This window comes from Thalassospira lohafexi, assembly GCF_002844275.1.
Taxonomy (GTDB): domain Bacteria; phylum Pseudomonadota; class Alphaproteobacteria; order Rhodospirillales; family Thalassospiraceae; genus Thalassospira; species Thalassospira lohafexi.
The window spans coordinates 355433-373065 of sequence record NZ_NXGX01000004.1 but is presented as its reverse complement, the minus strand read 5'-3'; the positions used below and the strand labels follow the sequence as shown (position 1 = coordinate 373065).

The window sequence follows — 17633 nt, the reverse complement described above, 5'->3', positions numbered from 1 at the left end:
AAAGGAGCAACCAACGTGATTTCGCATCATGATGCCTTGATCTACACAATGGTTATGGTTTCCGCATCGGACAACGACATTACCGATGCCGAACTTTCTGCGATGGGCCGTCGAGTCCGTTATCTTCCGATTTTTGCCGGGTTTGACAATGACGCGGTGACAAGTGTCGCGCGCGACTGTGCAACATTGATGGGCGAGGAAGACGGGCTTGATCGTGCGCTTGAGATGATCCGCGATGCCCTGCCGCGCAAACTGCGCGAAACGGCATATGTTTTTGCCTGCGAAATTGTCCTGTCGGATGGTGAAATCAGTCAGGAAGAATTGCGCATACTCGAACTGCTGCGTCACAAACTTGATATTGATCGCCTTGCCGGTGCGGCAATTGAACGGGCCATGGCCGCGCGCTATGTCCGACCCGGCGATTTTTAAGCGACCAGAAACAGCACACCGTTCTTCAGACAACGTCTAAAAGTCGGCAGGCGCCTGAACCATTGAATTTGCCATCCCCCAAAAGCGCAGTCGGGAATTCCCCGCCATCGCAGCTTTATTTGGGACGATATTCGGGCTGGTAGACAATTGAATACAGCCCCCGCTGCCACAATGTGTTATGGCCTTGCCCACATTACCGACACATCCTTGCGTCATAAGACGCCAAGGTATTTGTGCGCGCATGTAATGTCGCACCTTTTTAAACGCAGTTTGCGTTTGACCACCGCCAATGAGGGACTGCTATCATGACCGCTCTTTCCGGGGAAAATATCGCGTTTATCGGACTTGGCTTGATGGGGCGCCCGATGGCGTTGAACCTTGAAAAGGCCGGCGCGGTTCTGACAGTCAACACCCGCAATCCCGAAACACTCAATGCGTTTGAGGATCTGGGCATTGCCACGGCGGGCACCCCGGCGGACGCTGCCGCAGATGCCGATATCGTCATCATCTGCGTTGCCGATACCAATGCCCTTGAAAACGTCCTTCTGGGCGAAGACGGCATTGTCGATGGCATGGAAGAAGGCACGATTGTCATCGACATGGGCACAACCGCGATTGACGCCACACGTCGTTTTGCCGAGGCGGTCGAAGACGCCGGTGGCAGTTGGATTGATGCCCCGGTATCAGGTGGGACACATGGGGCCGAAACCGGCACCCTTTCGATCATGGTCGGTGCCGACGCCGAAGATTTCGACCGTGTGCGTCGCGTGTTTGATGTTCTGGGCGCACGGGTCACCCATGTCGGCGATGTTGGCGCCGGGCAAATTGCCAAGGCCGCCAATCAGATGATTGTCGGCATCACCATTGGCGCGGTTGCAGAAGCCTTTTCGATGGCCGACGAAGCCGGGGTCGATATTGCCAAAATGCGCAGTGCGCTGACCGGTGGCTTTGCCGATTCAGCCATTTTGCAAAAGCACGGCGAACGCATGATCGAGCGCAATTTCGAACCGGGCGGCAAAGTCGTCACCCAGCGTAAAGACCTCTATCAGGCGCTTGAGTTTTCCGAAGGCGAACTTGGCCTTGAACTGCCGTTCTCACGTCTGGCACTTGAGCTCTATGACGAACTGATTGGCATGGGCGATGGCGATCTTGACCATTCCGCCCTGATCAAGGTGTATGAAGAAGGCTGATCCCCAAACCGTTCAAACCATTTCCGTTCTGACCTGTCCACAGTGCGGGCATCAGGAACGCGAAACCATGCCAACAAACGCCTGTCAGTATTTCTATGATTGCAAGGGATGCGGCGCTGCGCTGCGTCCCTTGACAGGCGACTGTTGTGTGTTTTGTTCGTTTGGCTCCATACCCTGCCCGCCTAAACAGATTGATGGCAAGAATGCCGGTTGCTGTGGCGGTTAGAAACCAGGGTCAGGCCCCGGCCTTATGTTTCCCAACACGGTAAAGATACAGCATATCCGATGACGACTTCATCGGCACCTCGCCAAAGGCCTGCCAGCCAGGAATGGCAAAGGCGCGTGAAATCACAATGCCGCCAGCGCGCATTTTTTGATCCAGCACATCGCCAACATCCCCCATCACGCGCGGATCAAGAAAACACACCACCACATCGCCCGGATCACGATCCATTTTTCGAAAATCCGCCCGGATCAACGTCAGGTTCGGCTTGGCTGCCAACACCGCCCGCATCCGGCTGATGGCATAAGGCACGGGCGAAAGCTCAATACCCGTCACCGCAATGTCGGGCCGATGGCGCGCAATATCGATCGCCAGATCCCCCCACCCCGACCCAAAATCAGTGACGGTCTTTGTGTCGGTAGGAATATAGGAAATGATTTCCGCCCTTGCTGCGGCCAGACTTGGCATTGGAACGGCGCGCAACCTGATGGCGTAAATCGCAATCAGGGCCAGAATAACGCCAGCAAAAACAAGCATGGATAAATCGGTCATAAAGCATGTTGCCTTTAATCTCGCGAAATATGTTAGGGTCCGGAATGCATACTCCTGCCACAGGGCAGCAGGTGCGACAAGGTCCCATTGAGCCACATTTCCAGAAGACACCAGCATGAGCCAGCCAGCATGAGCCACAAAGACGCGGAAAGCCGCATTACCGATCTTGAAACCAAGATGGCGCACATGGACACCATGATAAATGACCTGTCCGACATGATAAAATCCCAATGGGACCGCATCGACATTCTGGAACGACGCAACAGATTAATGTCAGATGACGTTAAACGGATGGGCGATTTCATGCGTACATCATCAGAAGACGATGTACCGCCACCCCATTACTAGGGTCAGGACCCCGAACATGTTGAACGTGGCGTCATCGCATATGCCGATATCCAACGCGCAGGTGTGAACCCTGCCGGCCACCAACATGGGAAGCTGATGTGACCAATCTGTATCTCGACATCCCGGTATTCGAAGATTTCGCCAAGGTTCTGGATGGATCGGTCTATCACCCACTTCCCGATGACTGGTGGATTGGCACCTCTGATATTGTCGGCTCGACCAAGGCGGTTGCTGCCGGGCGGTTCAAGGACGTCAACATGGTCGGGGCCTCGGTCATTTGTGCCGTCAGCAACGCTCTGGGCCATTCCGATTACCCGTTCATCTTTGGCGGTGATGGCGCCAGCTTTGCCTGCCCGCCCGATAAAATAGATGCCGTGCGCGAGGCGCTCGCCGCCACCGCAACATGGGCCTCCGAAACGCTTGAACTTGAATTGCGTGTCGGGCTGGTCTGCATTGCCGATGTCCGGAAAACCGGCCACGATGTCCGGGTTGCCCGCTATGCCGTTTCGCACCCGGTGTCCTATGCCATGTTTAATGGGCGCGGCCTTAAATGGGCCGAAGACCGCATGAAGCAGGGCGAAAACATCATCGCCCCCGCCCCTTCTGGCACCCGCCCCGATCTAACCGGCCTGTCGTGCCGCTGGTCGCCGATCCGGGCCGAGGGGACCGATCAAATCCTGTCGATCATGGTCCTGCCCGATAATGACCGCGCAACCTTTAACGCGGTGGTAAGCGGTCTGTTTGACATCCTTGATCACGGCCCGCGCAAAAGCAGCCCAGTGCCTGCCGATGGCCCCGACTTTGCCTTTCCACCGCCGGGCTTGCGTCTTGAGGCCCTTGCCAGTCAGGAAAAGGAAGGCGGATATTTCAAGGCATGGTTCAAGGCCTTTTACATTTCGCTGATTGCCCTGATCCTGATGAAAACCGGTTGGAAACTTGGCGATTTTGATCCCAAACGCTACCGCGACTATACCGGCTATAACACCGATTATCGTAAATTCGGTGATGGGCTGTGGATGACGATAAATTGCAGTGAAAGCCGGGCGGATGAAATTGATGCCTATCTGCGCACCGCCGAACAACGCGGCGATATTCATTTTGGCACCCATCATCAACGCACCGCCATCATGACCTGCATTGTGCCCTCCATCACCAATGACGCGCATTTTCACTTCCTTGATGGTGGCGAAGGGGGCTATACCGCCGCCGCGGCCGTCTATAAGGCCAAGATGAAAGCCAGCCAAACCCCCACGGCAACGCCAGCCCATGCATGAAACGCATTAAATTCTATCGATGATAGATTTCTTGCATGGCATCGTCTTTTGCCAGACACTCCCCTGATCACTGACGGATCAGGAATGCGCCATGGACACCCGCGAACTTGAAGCCCTGATTGCCGTTGCCAACGCGCAATCCTTTCATGGCGCAGCCAGTCGCCTTGGCCTAACACAGCCCGCCGTCACCCGGCGTATCCAGCGCCTTGAACAGCGCATCGGCACATCGCTGTTTGACCGCACGACCAAGCCATTGCAGCCGACATCGGCCGGTCATCGCGCCCTGACAGAGGCCCGCGATCTTTTGCGCCGCCTTGACGGCTTCAACGACACCATCGCAGGGGCCAAAAACCCGCAAGGCCCCTTTCGTCTGGGGCTTAGCCACGGTGTCGCGCCCCTTATGGCCGCGTCCGAACTGCGTGAACTGCATCAAACCTTTCCCGACATGTCGCTGACCATCAAAAGTGGCTGGTCAAGTGAACTCTTGCCGCTGTTGCGCCGGGGTGAAATTGACGCGATGCTCTCGCTTGATGGGCCGAACGGCATTGTCGGGGGCATTCAAAGCCGCGATCTGCCAACAAGCTTGCAGCCCCAGACATTGCTTGATGATCAGATCGTGGCGATTGGCCCGAAATCGGCCCGCCACCATCCCACCACCATTGCCGAACTGGCCAAACACCCCATGGTCCTGATGCCCGAAGGCTGCACCTTCCGCGCCCTTGGCAATGCGTGGGCGCACAAAAACGATGTTGAATTCACCTCCGTGCTTGAAGTTTCCGCCCTTGAACTGCAAATCGAAATGGTCGCCGCCGGGGCTGGATATGGCATCATGGCGCGGCGGTTTTGCATGCACAGTTCGGCGCGGGACCGGGTGCGCATTCTTGATATTCCCGGCATGAACTGGAACATGGCAATCACCCTGATCCGGCGCGCCTCCAACGGTGATCTTTGCGATATTATCGACAAGGTTGGCGATATCGTGATCAAGGCCGGTGCAATATCAAACCCCGATCATGCACAATTATTATCAGTCTCATAAGTCGAATGAATTGGACGCATGGTGCGCCCGCCCTCAAAATAAAACCAAATACGATAACGCCCCCAATAAACGCCCCTCGGAGGAACATCGATGCGCCCCACGCAAAATACCGGCGGCACTGCCGGAACGCCGCCCCATCGCCCCGACAGCCCAGATAATAGCCCCACCCGCCAGACCATCCTGCGCGCCACCAAATGGTTCCCATGGTTGGTGTTGCTGTGTGGCTGTCTGGTTCTGTCGCTGAACCTTGGGGTGCGCCAGTCGCTGGGCCTGTTCATTCCCGACATGCTGACCGATACCGGCTGGACGGCGACGACCTTTGGTCTGGCCTTTGCCATTCAGAACCTGATGTGGGGGATTTCCGCCCCCATCGCCGGCGCGCTTGCCGATCGGTTTGGCACCACGCGCACCCTGATTGCCGGGGCGTTTATTTATGCGCTTGGTTTGTATTTGATGGGCACATCCTCGTCGCCCGGCCAATTGCATATGACCGCGGGTGTTTTGATCGGTACTGGTGTCGGTGCGACCAGTTTCCCGGTGGTGCTTGCCGCCATCAGCCGCTTGTTTAGCCCAGCAAAACGCAGTTTCGCCCTTGGTCTGGCATCGGCTGGCGGATCGGTCGGACAGTTTATCATGGCCCCGACGTCACAGGCGCTCAACAGTTCGATGGGCTATGTCACGACCCTGACCATCCTTGCCGCCATTTCGATGCTGATCATCCCGGCTGCCTTTGCCATGAACGGCAAGGCCGAAGCAGGCAGCCCGAACGCCACGCCCGACATGGGCCCTCAAGGACTGATCGCCGCCTTTCACGAGGCCCGCAAACATCGCGGTTTTGTCCTGCTCAATGCCGGGTTCTTTGTCTGTGGTTTTCACATCGCGGTGATTGCCACCCATCTGCCGACCTTTACCGAACTATGCGGTCTGCCGCGGTCTGTTGCCGCCGAAGGATTGGCACTGATTGGCCTGTTTAATATCATTGGTACCCTGACGGCCGGTTGGGCGGGCGGCAAATGGCCCAAAAAATATGCCCTGTCATTTGTCTATGGCATGCGCGCATTGGTCATCGTTATCTTTATCTTTTCACCGAAAACATCTGAGACCATCTTGCTGTTTTCTGCATCCATGGGGGCGCTTTGGTTATCGACCGTGCCGCTGACCAGCGGCCTGATCGCACAGGTCTTCGGGCCGCGCTATATGGCGACCCTGTTTGGCATTGTGATGCTGTCCCATCAGATCGGCGCGTTCTTTGGCGCATGGATGGGTGGCCTTGTCTTTGACCTGACCGGCAGCTTTGATGGTGTGTGGTGGGCATCTGTTGCGCTTGGCGTTTTTGCCGCCCTTGTTCATTTGCCTATTGATGACAAGGAATTGCGCAAAACGGCAGCGGCCTGAGTGCGCGCTAATCACGTAAGGTAAAAGCCGTGGCGCCGTTAAACTGGCACCACGGCTTTGTTCACCTTCAGACCATCGTTACGATAATCTTGCCGCGCGCCCGGCCAGATGCCTGACGGGCAAAGGCCGTGGCAAATTCATCCAACGGCACCGTCTGGTCGATCAGGGTTTTAATCCCGTTTGTACCGATGGACGACATGACGGATCGTAACCGTGCGCCATCGGACATATGGAAAACAAAGCTGGCCGTGACATGATGCGCACTGGCCAGTGCCTCATCGGGCGGAGCCACAAGCGACAGCAACTTGCCACCACTGCGCAGAACGCCAAACGACCTTTGCTGCGTCTCGCCACCGATCGTGTCAATGACCAGATCAACATCAGACAGCATCTCGGCGAAATCATCGCTACGATAATCAATCACCTGATCCGCCCCCAATGTCCGGGCAATATCAACGCCATCCCCTGATGCGGTGGCAATCACCCGCGCGCCAACAGCCCGGGCGATCTGGATGGCAAAGCTACCGACCCCACCGGCCCCGGCATGGATCAGAACCGTCTGCCCGACCCCAAGATCACCCACCTCCAAAAGTGCCTGCCATGCGGTCCCCGCCGCTGTCGGAATACCCGCAGCCGTTTCAAACGACATGGAGGCTGGCACACTCGCCAGTTGTTTGGCCGGAATGCAGGCAAATTCGCCTAAGGCCCCACCGCTGACAGGGTCAAGGCGGCCAACGACTTTATCGCCTTTGGACCAGCCGGTTACATGCGCGCCAATGGCCTCAACCGTTCCGGCAACGTCGCTGCCAAGCGTATAGCCAAACTCAAGCGGGAAGTAATTCTGCAAAACCCCGCTATGGAGTTTGACATCAAGCGGATTAAGCGCACTCGCATGCACACGGACCAACACATCATCCGGCCCGATTTGCGGTATCGCAATGTCGCGGATGACTGGCACATCATTGTATCCATCAAGTCTTACGGCCTTCATTGTGCGGTATCCTTTTCGCCAACAGGAAACGCCCCAACTTGAAAGAACCAGCCAAGCCAGTCTTCCAGATGCCAAGTATGGGTAACTCTTGCGTTCTCAAGATAATGAAATTCGTGAATTGGCATACGGAATGACGTGCCGGTTGGTGCCACACCAAACCACTCACCGCGATGTGTTCCGGTGATTTCGGCCCGCACGGCAACCCGGCCCGGTGCACCAATCATTTCATGAATGATGATCTGCAGATCGGAAAAGGCGTCCCGAAATGCATTGATCAATGGCTTCATGCCATCGCGGCCCGGCTGCTGTCCGGGCGCCAGTGGAATATCCTGCCAATCTTCAGTGACGGCCTCATCAAGAAGGTCCGCACTTTCAGAAAACGACCGGTAAAGAAGCTCGATGGCTTTGCGGTCAGAATCTGAAACACCAAAGATCTTTGGCTGTTGGGAGGTATTACTCATTGTCGTTTTTCCATTTCGGATCGTTGAATATAGAGAAACATTACCGCCCGGCTCAATATACTAGAAATCGATATAAGATATATGGCATTATCCATTTCATGGATTTACATGGTATCGACCTGAACCTTCTGGTGGCCTTTGACGCCTTGATGGCCGAACGGAACGTGACACGCGCAGGCATCCGGATTGGGCGCACACAACCGGCCATGAGTGCGGCTTTGTCCCGGCTACGCGGATTGCTGGGCGATGAGTTGTTTATTCGCAGTCCCAATGGCCTTCAGCCCACCCCGCGCGCCCTTGATCTTGCCGAACCGCTGGGACACGCGCTTTCTGAAATTCAACGAACACTGGCCTTCACCCAGACATTCGATCCGGCGGTTTCAACCGCAACATTCTCAATCGCACTTTCGGATCACCCGACCTTCAAGCTCCTGCCCGTTCTAATTGATGCGCTGCGCGAAAAGGCACCGGGGATTACGCTGCGTATTCAGAACTTCGTTGCCCGCGATGATGCCATTGGCATCCTTGACGCAGGCCAGGCTGATCTGACCATTGGCGTGCCCCCGACATCAACTGCGCGCATCCTGACCCAGCCATTGTTCGAAGAACACTTTGTCTGTGTTCTCAGGCGCGATCATCCGGCGGCCGCATCGGTGCTTGATCTCGACAGCTTCCTGTCATTATCGCATTTGCTGGTATCGCCGGAAAATGAACGGTTCGGTCTGGTCGATGCCGTGCTGGCAAAGATGGGCCACAAACGACGCCTTGCGGTGACATTATCCAACTTATATGCCGCCCCTCTTTTGATCGCGCGGTCCGATCTGATCGCGACCTTGATGGAGGGCGTGGTCACCGCATCGGGCCATTCGGGTGCCCTTGCCATTATGCCCTGCCCGGTCCCGGTGGCCCCCGTGCCCTTTGCGCTGGCATGGCACCGGCGCAATGACGCCCATCCCGCTCAACGCTGGTTCCGGGAATTCATTGCCGGGTTGTCGTTTGGCGCATGATCAGTGACGTCCATCATGACCGCGTCACCTTGGCTTGGACACGGTACGACGGCCCAGTCAATCCTCTGATCCATACCTCAATACGCCCTCTTTCTTCCGTGCCCGATTTCAGTTAAAACCCGCCCATGGACAAACCGATTTACATCACGCCCGAAGGCCTTGATGCCTTGCGCAAGGAACTCGACCACCTTTGGAAAAAGGAACGCCCCGAAGTCGTGGCCGTTGTCCATTGGGCTGCGGGCAATGGTGATCGGTCGGAAAATGGCGATTACATCTATGGCAAAAAGCGCCTGCGCGAAATCGACCGCCGGGTACGGTATCTGATCAAACGCATCGAGGACGCGGTTGTCGTCCGCGCCGATGAACAGCCCGATCATACGCACATATTCTTTGGCGCGACCGTGACCTATGTGAATGCGCGCGACGAAGAAAAAACCATCCGCATCGTTGGCGAAGACGAAGCCGACAGCCTCAATGGCTGCATCAGCTGGGTCTCCCCCGTCGCCCGTGCGCTGATGAAATCGGGTGTTGGCGATGTAGTCACGGTACGCACGCCTTCTGGTGAGGATGAGCTGGAAGTCCTAAAGGTCAGCTACGCGGTATAGGTGGCCCGACGCATCTATCGTGATTTCCGCGCCATCAAAAAACACAAACTTCACGCATAGCATAGCTTACCTTTGCAATCCGCTCTAACGCCGCCCTCCAAATCATCTTCACCATTAACGGAGCCCCAAAATGTCTGCGGGATGGAATGAATCTGCTGACGCGTGGATTGCTGATAACGCCACCGATGGCGATTTTAGCCGTCACCATGTCGTCGGCGCTTCGCCGACAACGACCGCGTGTTAAAGGCCGCTGCCTCAATACACAAGTGTATTTTCTAAAACACACTCGAAACAGAGATACAGAATAGTACTGGACTTTAAGAGGCCTGGTAGCTTTGCTTCATTAAATTCAAAAACCGATCAACGTCTTGCTTTGACCGAATTTCGACTTCAAGATTTCCGGTGCCATAATGCCCGATTTTTCGGACATCGCGCATACCTTTTGCGTCACACGGCACTGTCTCGGGATCGAGGTTCAGATAAACACGCAGCGTCTTTTTTACATTGTAGATCTGTACAGAAGCAAAATTTCGATTTCTTCGGAATGCCAAATAATGCTTTTGCGGATGTGTCGCCACATCTTCCCCAAATTCTCTAAGCTTGGCTTCAAGATACTCGAAAACAGCCTTCAAATCGGATGGTGCGGCATTAATCTTGTCTTTGATCGTCAGAATTTTTGAGGGCAGACTCTTTTTCACTGGACCTGATCGCCCCGGCACTGCCTCTTTGAGCTCTTCTGTTAGTTTTGGTAACACAAGTAGCCTGTGGACCAGTCCTTCGACCGTGTCCAGTATGATCGACATTAGTGCCTTACTAGGAGCCCAACCACGATGAGCTGCCGCGTGACCAGCGTCAACGACCGGCTGAAGGATATCTCGCTCATGCTGTGAAAGCATCTGCCTATCTTGTAGTGCTTTAAATCCCTTCCCAAAATTCCCGACATCGCCAACCGTTAGGACAATCAACCTATCGATCAAGGTTCGCGATCCGAATGTGGCAAGATAGTAGGATTCTGTTTGAAGAGACTTATAGATTTCCTCGAAAATCAATTTGATGGTTTCGTCTGGCAGATCTTCAAACCAATCAGGCAATGGACGATATGCCACAGGCGGAAAAATTGTTTGATCCCAGTCCTGATCATGGTCCTCGGAGAAGTGTTCCATTTTGACGAAAGCAAGGTTTTCGCAACCACAGCATTCTACTATGAGCACCCTGAAAGACATCCAAACCGGAGCGTCACAATAGTCTTCCGTTTTACGAAATTCACGATGAACGAAATGTCGAGTTTCGTTCTTACAACTATTGCAAAAGAATTTTTCAATATTTTCGGTCACTCAAAACCGCCTGTTTCACATGCTATTTTTCTAATTAATTAATCTTAATACAACTTCTGGCTTATTGCATTCAGAAGGTTACATCTTGCTTTTAACTCTTCGCGTTGGTTCGGCCTGCAACGGGTCATCGGGCCAGTAATGTTTGGGGTAACGCCCCTTCATCTCGGCTTTGACCTGCGCATAGGACCCGTTCCAGAACCCGATCAGATCGCTGGTCACCTGAATGGGGCGTTGGGCCGGGGACAGCAAATGCAATGTCACCGCCACCTTGCCCCCGCCCACCATCGGCGTTTCGGTCGCGCCGAACATTTCCTGCATCCGCACCGGAAGGGCCGGGGTATCCCCACTATAATCAATGCGAATGTTTGATCCGGTGGGGACCTGCCAATGGGTGGGCGCCAGACGATCCAGCTCTTGACGTTGTTGCCAGTCAACCCCCGACAGCAAGGCTTCGCTGATGTTAATCTGCTTAAGCTGATTGCGTTTGGTGATGCCGGTCAAATAAGGGGCCAGCCACGTTTCAAGCGATGCCAGCAATCCATCATCACTGACATCGGGCCAGCTTTCCCCATCAACCCGGTGCAAAAATGCCAGCCGTTCGCGCAAACCATCCGCCGCCTTGTCCCATGGCAGGCAATGCAGGCCAAGCCGCCGGATGCCTTCGATCATTGCTGTTGTGATCGCCTCGGGATCGGCTTCGTCATGGGTGGCTTTTTCATCCAAAACCAGCGCCCCGATCCGGCGTTGCCAGCGCGCCTGAACGGCACTTGACTGACTATCCCAGAAAACCTCTGTGCCCTCGGTAATCTGATCGGCAAAGTGTGTCTCAAGGGTCGCACGTGACAGCGGTGCGGCAAGGTAAATCTTGGCCTCACGCGCCTGCCCATCCAGTTCGGCCACCGCGATATAGGGTTCTGCTGCCAACCCATCGCCATTGGGCAAAACACCACCGCGCCCGCCCGACAGACGGTACCGCGCATCCTGTCCCTTGCGCCGTTCGCCAATCCGGTCGGGATAGGCGAATGCCAGAAGCAACCCGACCTGATCGGCGCGATCCACCCGGCTTTTATCCCCGGTTAAACCGACTTTATGGCGGGCTTCTTTCAAGCGACGCGCCAGTTGCTTGGCAGCCTCGCCGATCATTTTTGGCGCTTGGCGGTTTAAAATCGCCTCCACCCGCAGGCGCAAATCCGCCCCGCGTCCCCGCATGAAATCGCGGTCCGACAACAAGGCTGCCAAGGCACACGCCTGATCGGCCAAGCCCAGCATATCGCCGCGCAACATCATATGGGCCAAGCGCGGATGCACCGGCAGCCCGGCCATCGCCGTTCCCATGGCGGTAATGCGGTTGGCATCATCAAGGGCCTCAAGCCTGCGCAAAACATCGCGCGCCTGATCAAGCTTTGCGCCATCCGGCACATCAAGCCACGGCAGGCTGTTGGGATCAGTAACGCCCCAGCGTGCAAGCTCAAGTGTGAGTGGCGCCAGATCGGCCACCGAAATTTCAGCATTGGTAAAGGCCGGGCGTGCACGATGTTCGGCCTCCGCCCACAGGCGATAACACATGCCCGGCTCCAGCCGCCCGGCCCGGCCCCGGCGTTGTTCGGCACTGGCTTGCGATGATTTGACCGTCACCAGCCGCGTCATCCCCGATGCCGGATCAAATTGCGGCAATCGTTGCAGCCCGCTATCAATCACCACCCGAATGCCATCAATCGTCAGTGATGTTTCGGCAATCGACGTCGCCAAAACCGCCTTGCGCATGCCATCCGGGGCCGGTTCAATCGCAATGTCCTGTGCCTGCGCATTCATCGCCCCATACAGTGGTGCGACAATCACGTCCTTGCCCACCGATTGTTTGAGCGCCGCCTCAACCCGGGTGATTTCCCCCTGTCCGGGTAAAAACGCCAAAATTGATCCGGTTTCTTCGCGCAATGCAGTTCGAATGGCGGCTGTCATTTCCGCATCAATCCGCACATTGCCCCAATTATCCACACGCGGTGCGATGTATGTGGTTTCCACCGGATAGGCGCGGCCTTCGCTGGTGATCACCGGGCAATCGCCCATCAGCTTGGCAATCGGGTCGCCATCAAGGGTGGCGGACATCACGACAATGCGTAAATCATCGCGCAGCGCACCTTGGGTTTCGAGTGCTAGTGCCAGTCCAAGGTCGGCATCAAGCGATCGTTCATGAAACTCATCAAAGATGACGGCACCCACACCCGATAATTCCGGGTCATCCTGTATCATCCGCACAAGAATGCCTTCGGTGACGACCTCGATCCTGGTTTTGGCACTCACCTTACTGTCAAACCGCACGCGGTAGCCGACACGATCCCCAACAGTTTCGCCCAGCAAATGCGCCATGCGCCGGGCAGCGGCCCGGGCGGCCAATCGACGCGGCTCCAACATGATGATCTTTTGATCGCCGCGCCATTTGGCATCAAGCAACGCCAACGGCACCTTTGTCGTTTTGCCTGCCCCCGGTGGCGCTTGCAGCACCGCATTGGTGCCGCGTTCCAGCACAGAACAAACGTCTGGCAGAACGCTATCAATCGGAAGGACGGGAAAGGCGTTAGTCATCAGCGGCTTTCGATTTTAAGGGCCTGTCGCGGTTATTTCGCAAATCACGCAGAAGGGCAAGTCCGGCAAGCATCGCGGTCGCTACGTTGCCTTGGCGGGCGGATGCGTGATCGGCCGTGCCTGCAAAATAATCCCCCGTTCCCCGCCAATCCGTTGCAATGTTTTAAGCCCGCGCGTCAGCCCATAAAGCGCTTCCATCTCGCCCGATGCACGCTTTTGCGATGCTGCCGTGCGTGTCAAAGCAAACAACGCCCGAAACCCCTCTTCGGATAGCGCGCGCAGGGCGGTTTCCTTCGCGGCCCGATCAGGATCGGGATGCTTAAACGATAACGGCATTTGCGGATCAAACGGGTCTGTCATAGCCATATGATCTATCACAATCGACAGCGCCCAGACCATCCAGCTTTGCGTCCAGCGCATATAATTTCGCCGATCCGGTCCAAACCGACCAATCCCGGCATAAAACAGCCCACGCCTTTCCTCATACAAATGTTTCGCGGCCCAACCGGCAATCCGAATTGCCCCCGCATAATCGCCAAACCGGCACAGGCTGCCCATGGCTTGTGCAACGCTGTGGGCATCGATATCGCCATCGCGCCCGGCAAAGCTGCGCGGAATGCCGTCCGCATCAAAGCAGGCATCACGGTAAAACGCCCAGCCGCGTGCAATCGCGCTATCCAGCCCCGCCATGCCACTCCGGCGCAACCGATCCAGCAAATCCAGCACATAGCCGGTGTGAAACCCGTCCACAAACTGGTGATGGTGCAAGGTGCCATAGGCCCAACTGCCATCACCCCGCTGGGCGTCGAGCACACGGGACACTGCACTATCGGTCTTGTCATTATCCAGTCGCACCCGTGAGAGCGCAAACGCCGCCCACAGGCTGGCATTGTGAATTTCGGAGTCTGTGTTGGCGACATAGGCGAAATAGCCACCCCGCCAAAGCTCGTTTTCGATAAAGTCTGCCGCACACTGCATTACCGGGTCATCGCCGGTTACACCCGCTGCGAAAAGCCCATCCATCACAAAGCTTGTGACAATCGCGTTGCTTTGGTTCTGTGCGGCGTAAAAGGCCCGTGCCTGCCACGCAAACGGATAGCCCCAGCCGCCATCGGCGTTTTGCATGGCCATCAATCTTTGGGAAAAATCACCAAGCACCACACCGTCCGCCGCCCCACTCAGCAAGGCCAACGTTTTCGGGTTGACCATTTTCCGAATGCGGGCAGCAGCACGCAGGATATCCGGCCCGCGTTTGATCGCCTGTACCCACAACAGTCGGGCCAGCCGGAACCGGTCCAACCCTGTTGCGCTAAACACCCGGCTTTCCAGCCCGTCAAACGGATCGGCCCCGGCAAAATCATTGTCTGCCATCTGGCGCAAGACCCGGTCGCGTATGCTGATCAGATACGTTTTATCCATGCGCCCTATCCCGGTTCGATGCCATGCCCGCCGCCATCCCGACACAGATCAGGTAATGCCCGTAATTCAAGGTATTATCGGTTATCATAGTGATCGCTACAGAAATCAAAAGGCACACCGACAACCGTGAATGCCGCACCAGCCACACCATCGCTGCCCATCCCGACAGCCAAAGCCCGGCCCCGATGATTCCGGTTTCAAACAGGATACGGAAATGATCATTATGCAGCGCCCCAAACGACGAAAAGGCATCAAAACCCGATAAAATCTCCTCAACCGAACCTGCACCAAACCCCAGCCATTTTTGCCCATCGGACGCCGCCAGCCAGATATCGGCAAATTGGTGCCAAAAGAACAGCCGCCCGCTGTCATGGGTCATCAACAAGCGCGGCAACGCCTGCCACGCAATCCCGGCAAATCCGGCAAAGACAATCGCCCCCACGAGCCACGTTTTCGCCAGCGACAACCGCAGCAGCCCCATCGCATTGACCATCATCGCCAATACCGCAATCCGGGTTTGGCTCAGCAGCACGGCAATCGCCGCACCGCCGCCAATCCACCGGCCCGCACGCCCCTCAGCGGCCGAACACAGGGCAAACAGTCCCAAAAACAAAAACGGATGATTAAGTCGCAAACCTTCGTGGGTCAGGTAAAACGCACTCGACAGCGGCAGGTAAATCACCAGTGCTGGCACCATAATGCGCAAACAGTCGCGTCCGATCACCAAGCCTGCGACCAAACCAACCGGCAACATCAAAAGATTGCCGATCAGACGCAGCTTTTCGATCATCACCCCGTTGCCCGACGCCACCAGCATGATCATGCCAACCAGAAGGAAAATCGCGCCCAACCCAGCGGGTGATATTGAAATCCGCCGCCCATATCCGGCCAGAACAACCGCCCAGAACCCCAACAGCATGAGCTTTGCCGACATCCCGCCAGCCCCCAGCAGCCACAGGGACACCACCATCACCGCAGTGCCCAAAACCACACACCAGACCGGAAAACCCGGATGGGGCATGGCGGTAAAACGCTGCGTGCCGGGGCGAAAACCAACCGTCATGATCGTGCCCACCGAACAACGCGGTGATCAGCAAAAGCGACAGGCTGGATTTTTTCCGATACGCTTAGGTCCTTGTTCCCAAACCATATTGACGCAGCATGGTGTTTCCAGTGGTCTTTCGGGTGGCACAATTTTGTCTTTTGGCCCAAATCATTCTGGCCCCGCTGTTGCTGGGCGGTGCACGGCCATGGGCGATGGGAATTTTGTCGGTTCTGACCGGGATTGGCATCTTGGCATTGTGCGCGAAGATGCCGATCCATATTCCACGTTATCTGCGCGTCATCTGGTTGATAGCGGGTTTGGTCGCGGGCTGGATGATTGTGCAATCCCTGCCGATCTGGCCCATGCAAGCCGCCCCGTTTAACGCCGATCACATCGCCCTTTTCCCCACCGCATGGCACAGCACAGTGGCCGATATCCTGTGGTTTATCGCCACCCTGACGCTGGCATCCTTGCTTGCGCACAAAGACCCCCACAGCTTTATCAAACAGGTCTGCATCACGACGGCATGTGCCGCCACCCTTCAGGTCGGGCTTGCTGCACTGGATCAGATCGCGGGATGGCAAACGACATTCTGGTTTACCAAAACCGCCCATATTGGCGACTGGACCGGCAGCTTTGCCAACCGCAATGCCTTTGCCACAGTGATGATCTTTGGCCTTCTTGCCAGTCTTTATTGCTTTGCCCGCACGCCCGGATTCTCGGCGGCCAAACGCATCGATCAAAAAGGCGGCTGGCTTGCCATCGCGGTAATTTGCGGCGTGGCCCTTTTGCAAAGCCATTCGCGCAGCGGGGTCGCCATCGCGCTTGTCAGCATCATTGTCTTTGGCTGGATTTACGTTTTGGCGTCCAATGTTGCCTTGACGCGATGGCGCATTGTTTCTGGTATTTTGATCACGTCGGGATGGGTCGGGGCATGTGCCCTTCTTGTGATCTTTGCCTTCCCGGAAATCGGACCGCGCTTTGCCGATCTTTCCCGGCTCGATTTGATCCAGCGCGATGATGCGTGGGCAAGCGGGGTTTATGCCGTCATGGCCCGTCCGATCACGGGTTATGGTCCGGGCAGTATCGCGCTTGTTCTGGGTCATTTCGCAACACCGGGGCTTAACGCCAACGCCAACTGGTTTAGCAGCCATAACATCTGGCTCGACGGGGCGATCACGCTTGGTTTGCCGATGATGGCCTGTTTGGTTTTGGCCACCCTTTTTGCCGGTTTTAAAATCTGGCGCGGGTTGGGCACCCCACCGCAAAAGGCGCTGTTTGGGACCATCACAACCATCTTTGTTCTAAGTGCGTCGGTCGACTGGATCATCACCTTGCCCGCCCTTATTTTGCCCATCGGGCTTGTCTGGGCGGGCTGTTCTCAAGTTGGTGCAAGGCGCCATCGCGAAGGGCACGGACCATCTGGTTTTGCGGCGCAATCTGGTACGCGCGATCAAGCTGTGTGGCCATAGCCCGAAGGTCTTTCGCCCCGATCCGGGCATCAAGTGCCATCAAGACCGGATCAAACGGAGCACCTTTCATCTGTGCGGATACCTGTTCCACGATCCGCGCACGATCCCCGGAAAGCATGGTCCCGCGCAATGACGTGATATCGGCTTGCGCGCCAAAGCCGTTGGCGTTGCGAAAACCGTCTCGCAGGTTTTCAACCGATGCACCTGCCCCGACTTCCTGATGAACCCGCACCGCCCCGCCGCCAACAAGCATCAACGCCAGACAC

At 56.2% G+C, this 17633-nt stretch carries 17 protein-coding genes; 10 read left to right on the top strand and 7 right to left on the bottom strand.

Annotated elements, in window-relative coordinates:
* Nucleotides 1-15: 15 nt before the first annotated feature.
* From COO92_RS11495 to COO92_RS22350, 3 genes are all read left to right on the top strand, one after another.
* Nucleotides 16-429: a tellurite resistance TerB family protein gene (locus COO92_RS11495; RefSeq protein WP_101302223.1), complete on the top strand. Its 414-nt coding sequence runs from the start codon at nucleotides 16-18 to the stop codon at nucleotides 427-429.
* Nucleotides 430-734: 305 nt separating this feature from the next.
* A complete protein-coding gene (locus COO92_RS11490; RefSeq protein ID WP_101302221.1) occupies nucleotides 735-1619 on the top strand; it encodes an NAD(P)-dependent oxidoreductase in 885 nt (294 codons plus the stop codon).
* Nucleotides 1606-1845, top strand: a complete 240-nt coding sequence (locus COO92_RS22350; protein WP_101302219.1) for a GDCCVxC domain-containing (seleno)protein — start codon at nucleotides 1606-1608, stop codon at nucleotides 1843-1845. The genes COO92_RS11490 and COO92_RS22350 overlap by 14 nt, the downstream gene beginning before the upstream one ends.
* A 9-nt stretch (nucleotides 1846-1854) precedes the next feature.
* Here COO92_RS22350 and COO92_RS11480 read toward each other — a convergent pair whose 3' ends face one another.
* Nucleotides 1855-2394, bottom strand: coding sequence for a class I SAM-dependent methyltransferase (locus COO92_RS11480; RefSeq protein WP_101302217.1), 540 nt, complete (start codon nucleotides 2392-2394; stop codon nucleotides 1855-1857).
* A 129-nt stretch (nucleotides 2395-2523) separates the two neighbouring features.
* Here COO92_RS11480 and COO92_RS11475 point away from each other — a divergent pair, with 129 nt between their 5' ends.
* From COO92_RS11475 to COO92_RS11460, 4 genes are all read left to right on the top strand, one after another.
* A complete protein-coding gene (locus COO92_RS11475) occupies nucleotides 2524-2742 on the top strand; it encodes a SlyX family protein (protein WP_101302215.1) in 219 nt (72 codons plus the stop codon).
* A 98-nt stretch (nucleotides 2743-2840) separates the two neighbouring features.
* Nucleotides 2841-4016, top strand: a complete 1176-nt coding sequence (locus tag COO92_RS11470; RefSeq protein WP_101302213.1) for a DUF3095 domain-containing protein — start codon at nucleotides 2841-2843, stop codon at nucleotides 4014-4016.
* Between the two features lie 91 nt (nucleotides 4017-4107).
* Complete coding sequence (locus COO92_RS11465) at nucleotides 4108-5055, top strand: LysR family transcriptional regulator (RefSeq protein ID WP_101302211.1); 948 nt, start codon at nucleotides 4108-4110, stop codon at nucleotides 5053-5055.
* A 90-nt stretch (nucleotides 5056-5145) separates the two neighbouring features.
* The gene (locus tag COO92_RS11460) at nucleotides 5146-6450 is read left to right on the top strand and encodes an MFS transporter (RefSeq protein ID WP_101302209.1); all 1305 of its coding nucleotides are present in this window, start codon (nucleotides 5146-5148) and stop codon (nucleotides 6448-6450) included.
* A 67-nt stretch (nucleotides 6451-6517) separates the two neighbouring features.
* Here the strand turns inward: COO92_RS11460 and COO92_RS11455 are convergent, their stop codons facing one another.
* Entirely contained in the window at nucleotides 6518-7441 is a 924-nt protein-coding gene (locus COO92_RS11455) for an NADP-dependent oxidoreductase (RefSeq protein ID WP_101302208.1), read from the bottom strand.
* Nucleotides 7438-7902: an ester cyclase gene (locus COO92_RS11450; RefSeq protein ID WP_101302206.1), complete on the bottom strand. Its 465-nt coding sequence runs from the start codon at nucleotides 7900-7902 to the stop codon at nucleotides 7438-7440. The genes COO92_RS11455 and COO92_RS11450 overlap by 4 nt, the downstream gene beginning before the upstream one ends.
* A gap of 98 nt (nucleotides 7903-8000) precedes the next feature.
* Between COO92_RS11450 and COO92_RS11445 the strand changes: the two genes are divergently transcribed.
* Together COO92_RS11445 and greB are read left to right on the top strand one after the other, a co-directional pair.
* A complete protein-coding gene (locus COO92_RS11445; protein WP_101302204.1) occupies nucleotides 8001-8909 on the top strand; it encodes a LysR family transcriptional regulator in 909 nt (302 codons plus the stop codon).
* 125 nt (nucleotides 8910-9034) lie between these two features.
* Nucleotides 9035-9514: a transcription elongation factor GreB gene (gene greB, locus COO92_RS11440; RefSeq protein ID WP_101302203.1), complete on the top strand. Its 480-nt coding sequence runs from the start codon at nucleotides 9035-9037 to the stop codon at nucleotides 9512-9514.
* A 317-nt stretch (nucleotides 9515-9831) separates the two neighbouring features.
* On the opposite strand, the gene COO92_RS11435 is transcribed toward greB, so the two are convergent.
* The 4 genes from COO92_RS11435 to COO92_RS11420 all read right to left on the bottom strand — a co-directional run bounded on the left by COO92_RS11435 (nucleotide 9832) and on the right by COO92_RS11420 (nucleotide 15913).
* On the bottom strand, nucleotides 9832-10848 hold the full coding sequence (locus tag COO92_RS11435) for a DUF5655 domain-containing protein (protein ID WP_133125062.1): 1017 nt from the start codon (nucleotides 10846-10848) through the stop codon (nucleotides 9832-9834).
* Nucleotides 10849-10926: 78 nt separating this feature from the next.
* Nucleotides 10927-13431 (bottom strand): ATP-dependent helicase HrpB, encoded by a 2505-nt coding sequence (gene hrpB, locus COO92_RS11430; protein ID WP_101302200.1) that lies wholly within the window; start codon nucleotides 13429-13431, stop codon nucleotides 10927-10929.
* Nucleotides 13432-13512: 81 nt separating this feature from the next.
* Entirely contained in the window at nucleotides 13513-14850 is a 1338-nt protein-coding gene (locus tag COO92_RS11425) for a prenyltransferase/squalene oxidase repeat-containing protein (protein WP_101302198.1), read from the bottom strand.
* Entirely contained in the window at nucleotides 14843-15913 is a 1071-nt protein-coding gene (locus COO92_RS11420) for a polymerase (protein ID WP_101302196.1), read from the bottom strand. Before COO92_RS11420 ends, COO92_RS11425 begins: the two co-directional genes overlap by 8 nt.
* Nucleotides 15914-16035: 122 nt before the next feature.
* On the opposite strand from COO92_RS11420, the gene COO92_RS11415 reads away from it, so the two are divergent.
* Nucleotides 16036-17367 carry an O-antigen ligase family protein gene (locus tag COO92_RS11415; protein ID WP_133125061.1) on the top strand — a complete coding sequence of 444 codons (1332 nt, stop codon included), beginning with the start codon at nucleotides 16036-16038 and terminating at the stop codon, nucleotides 17365-17367.
* Nucleotides 17368-17633 lie beyond the last annotated feature (266 nt).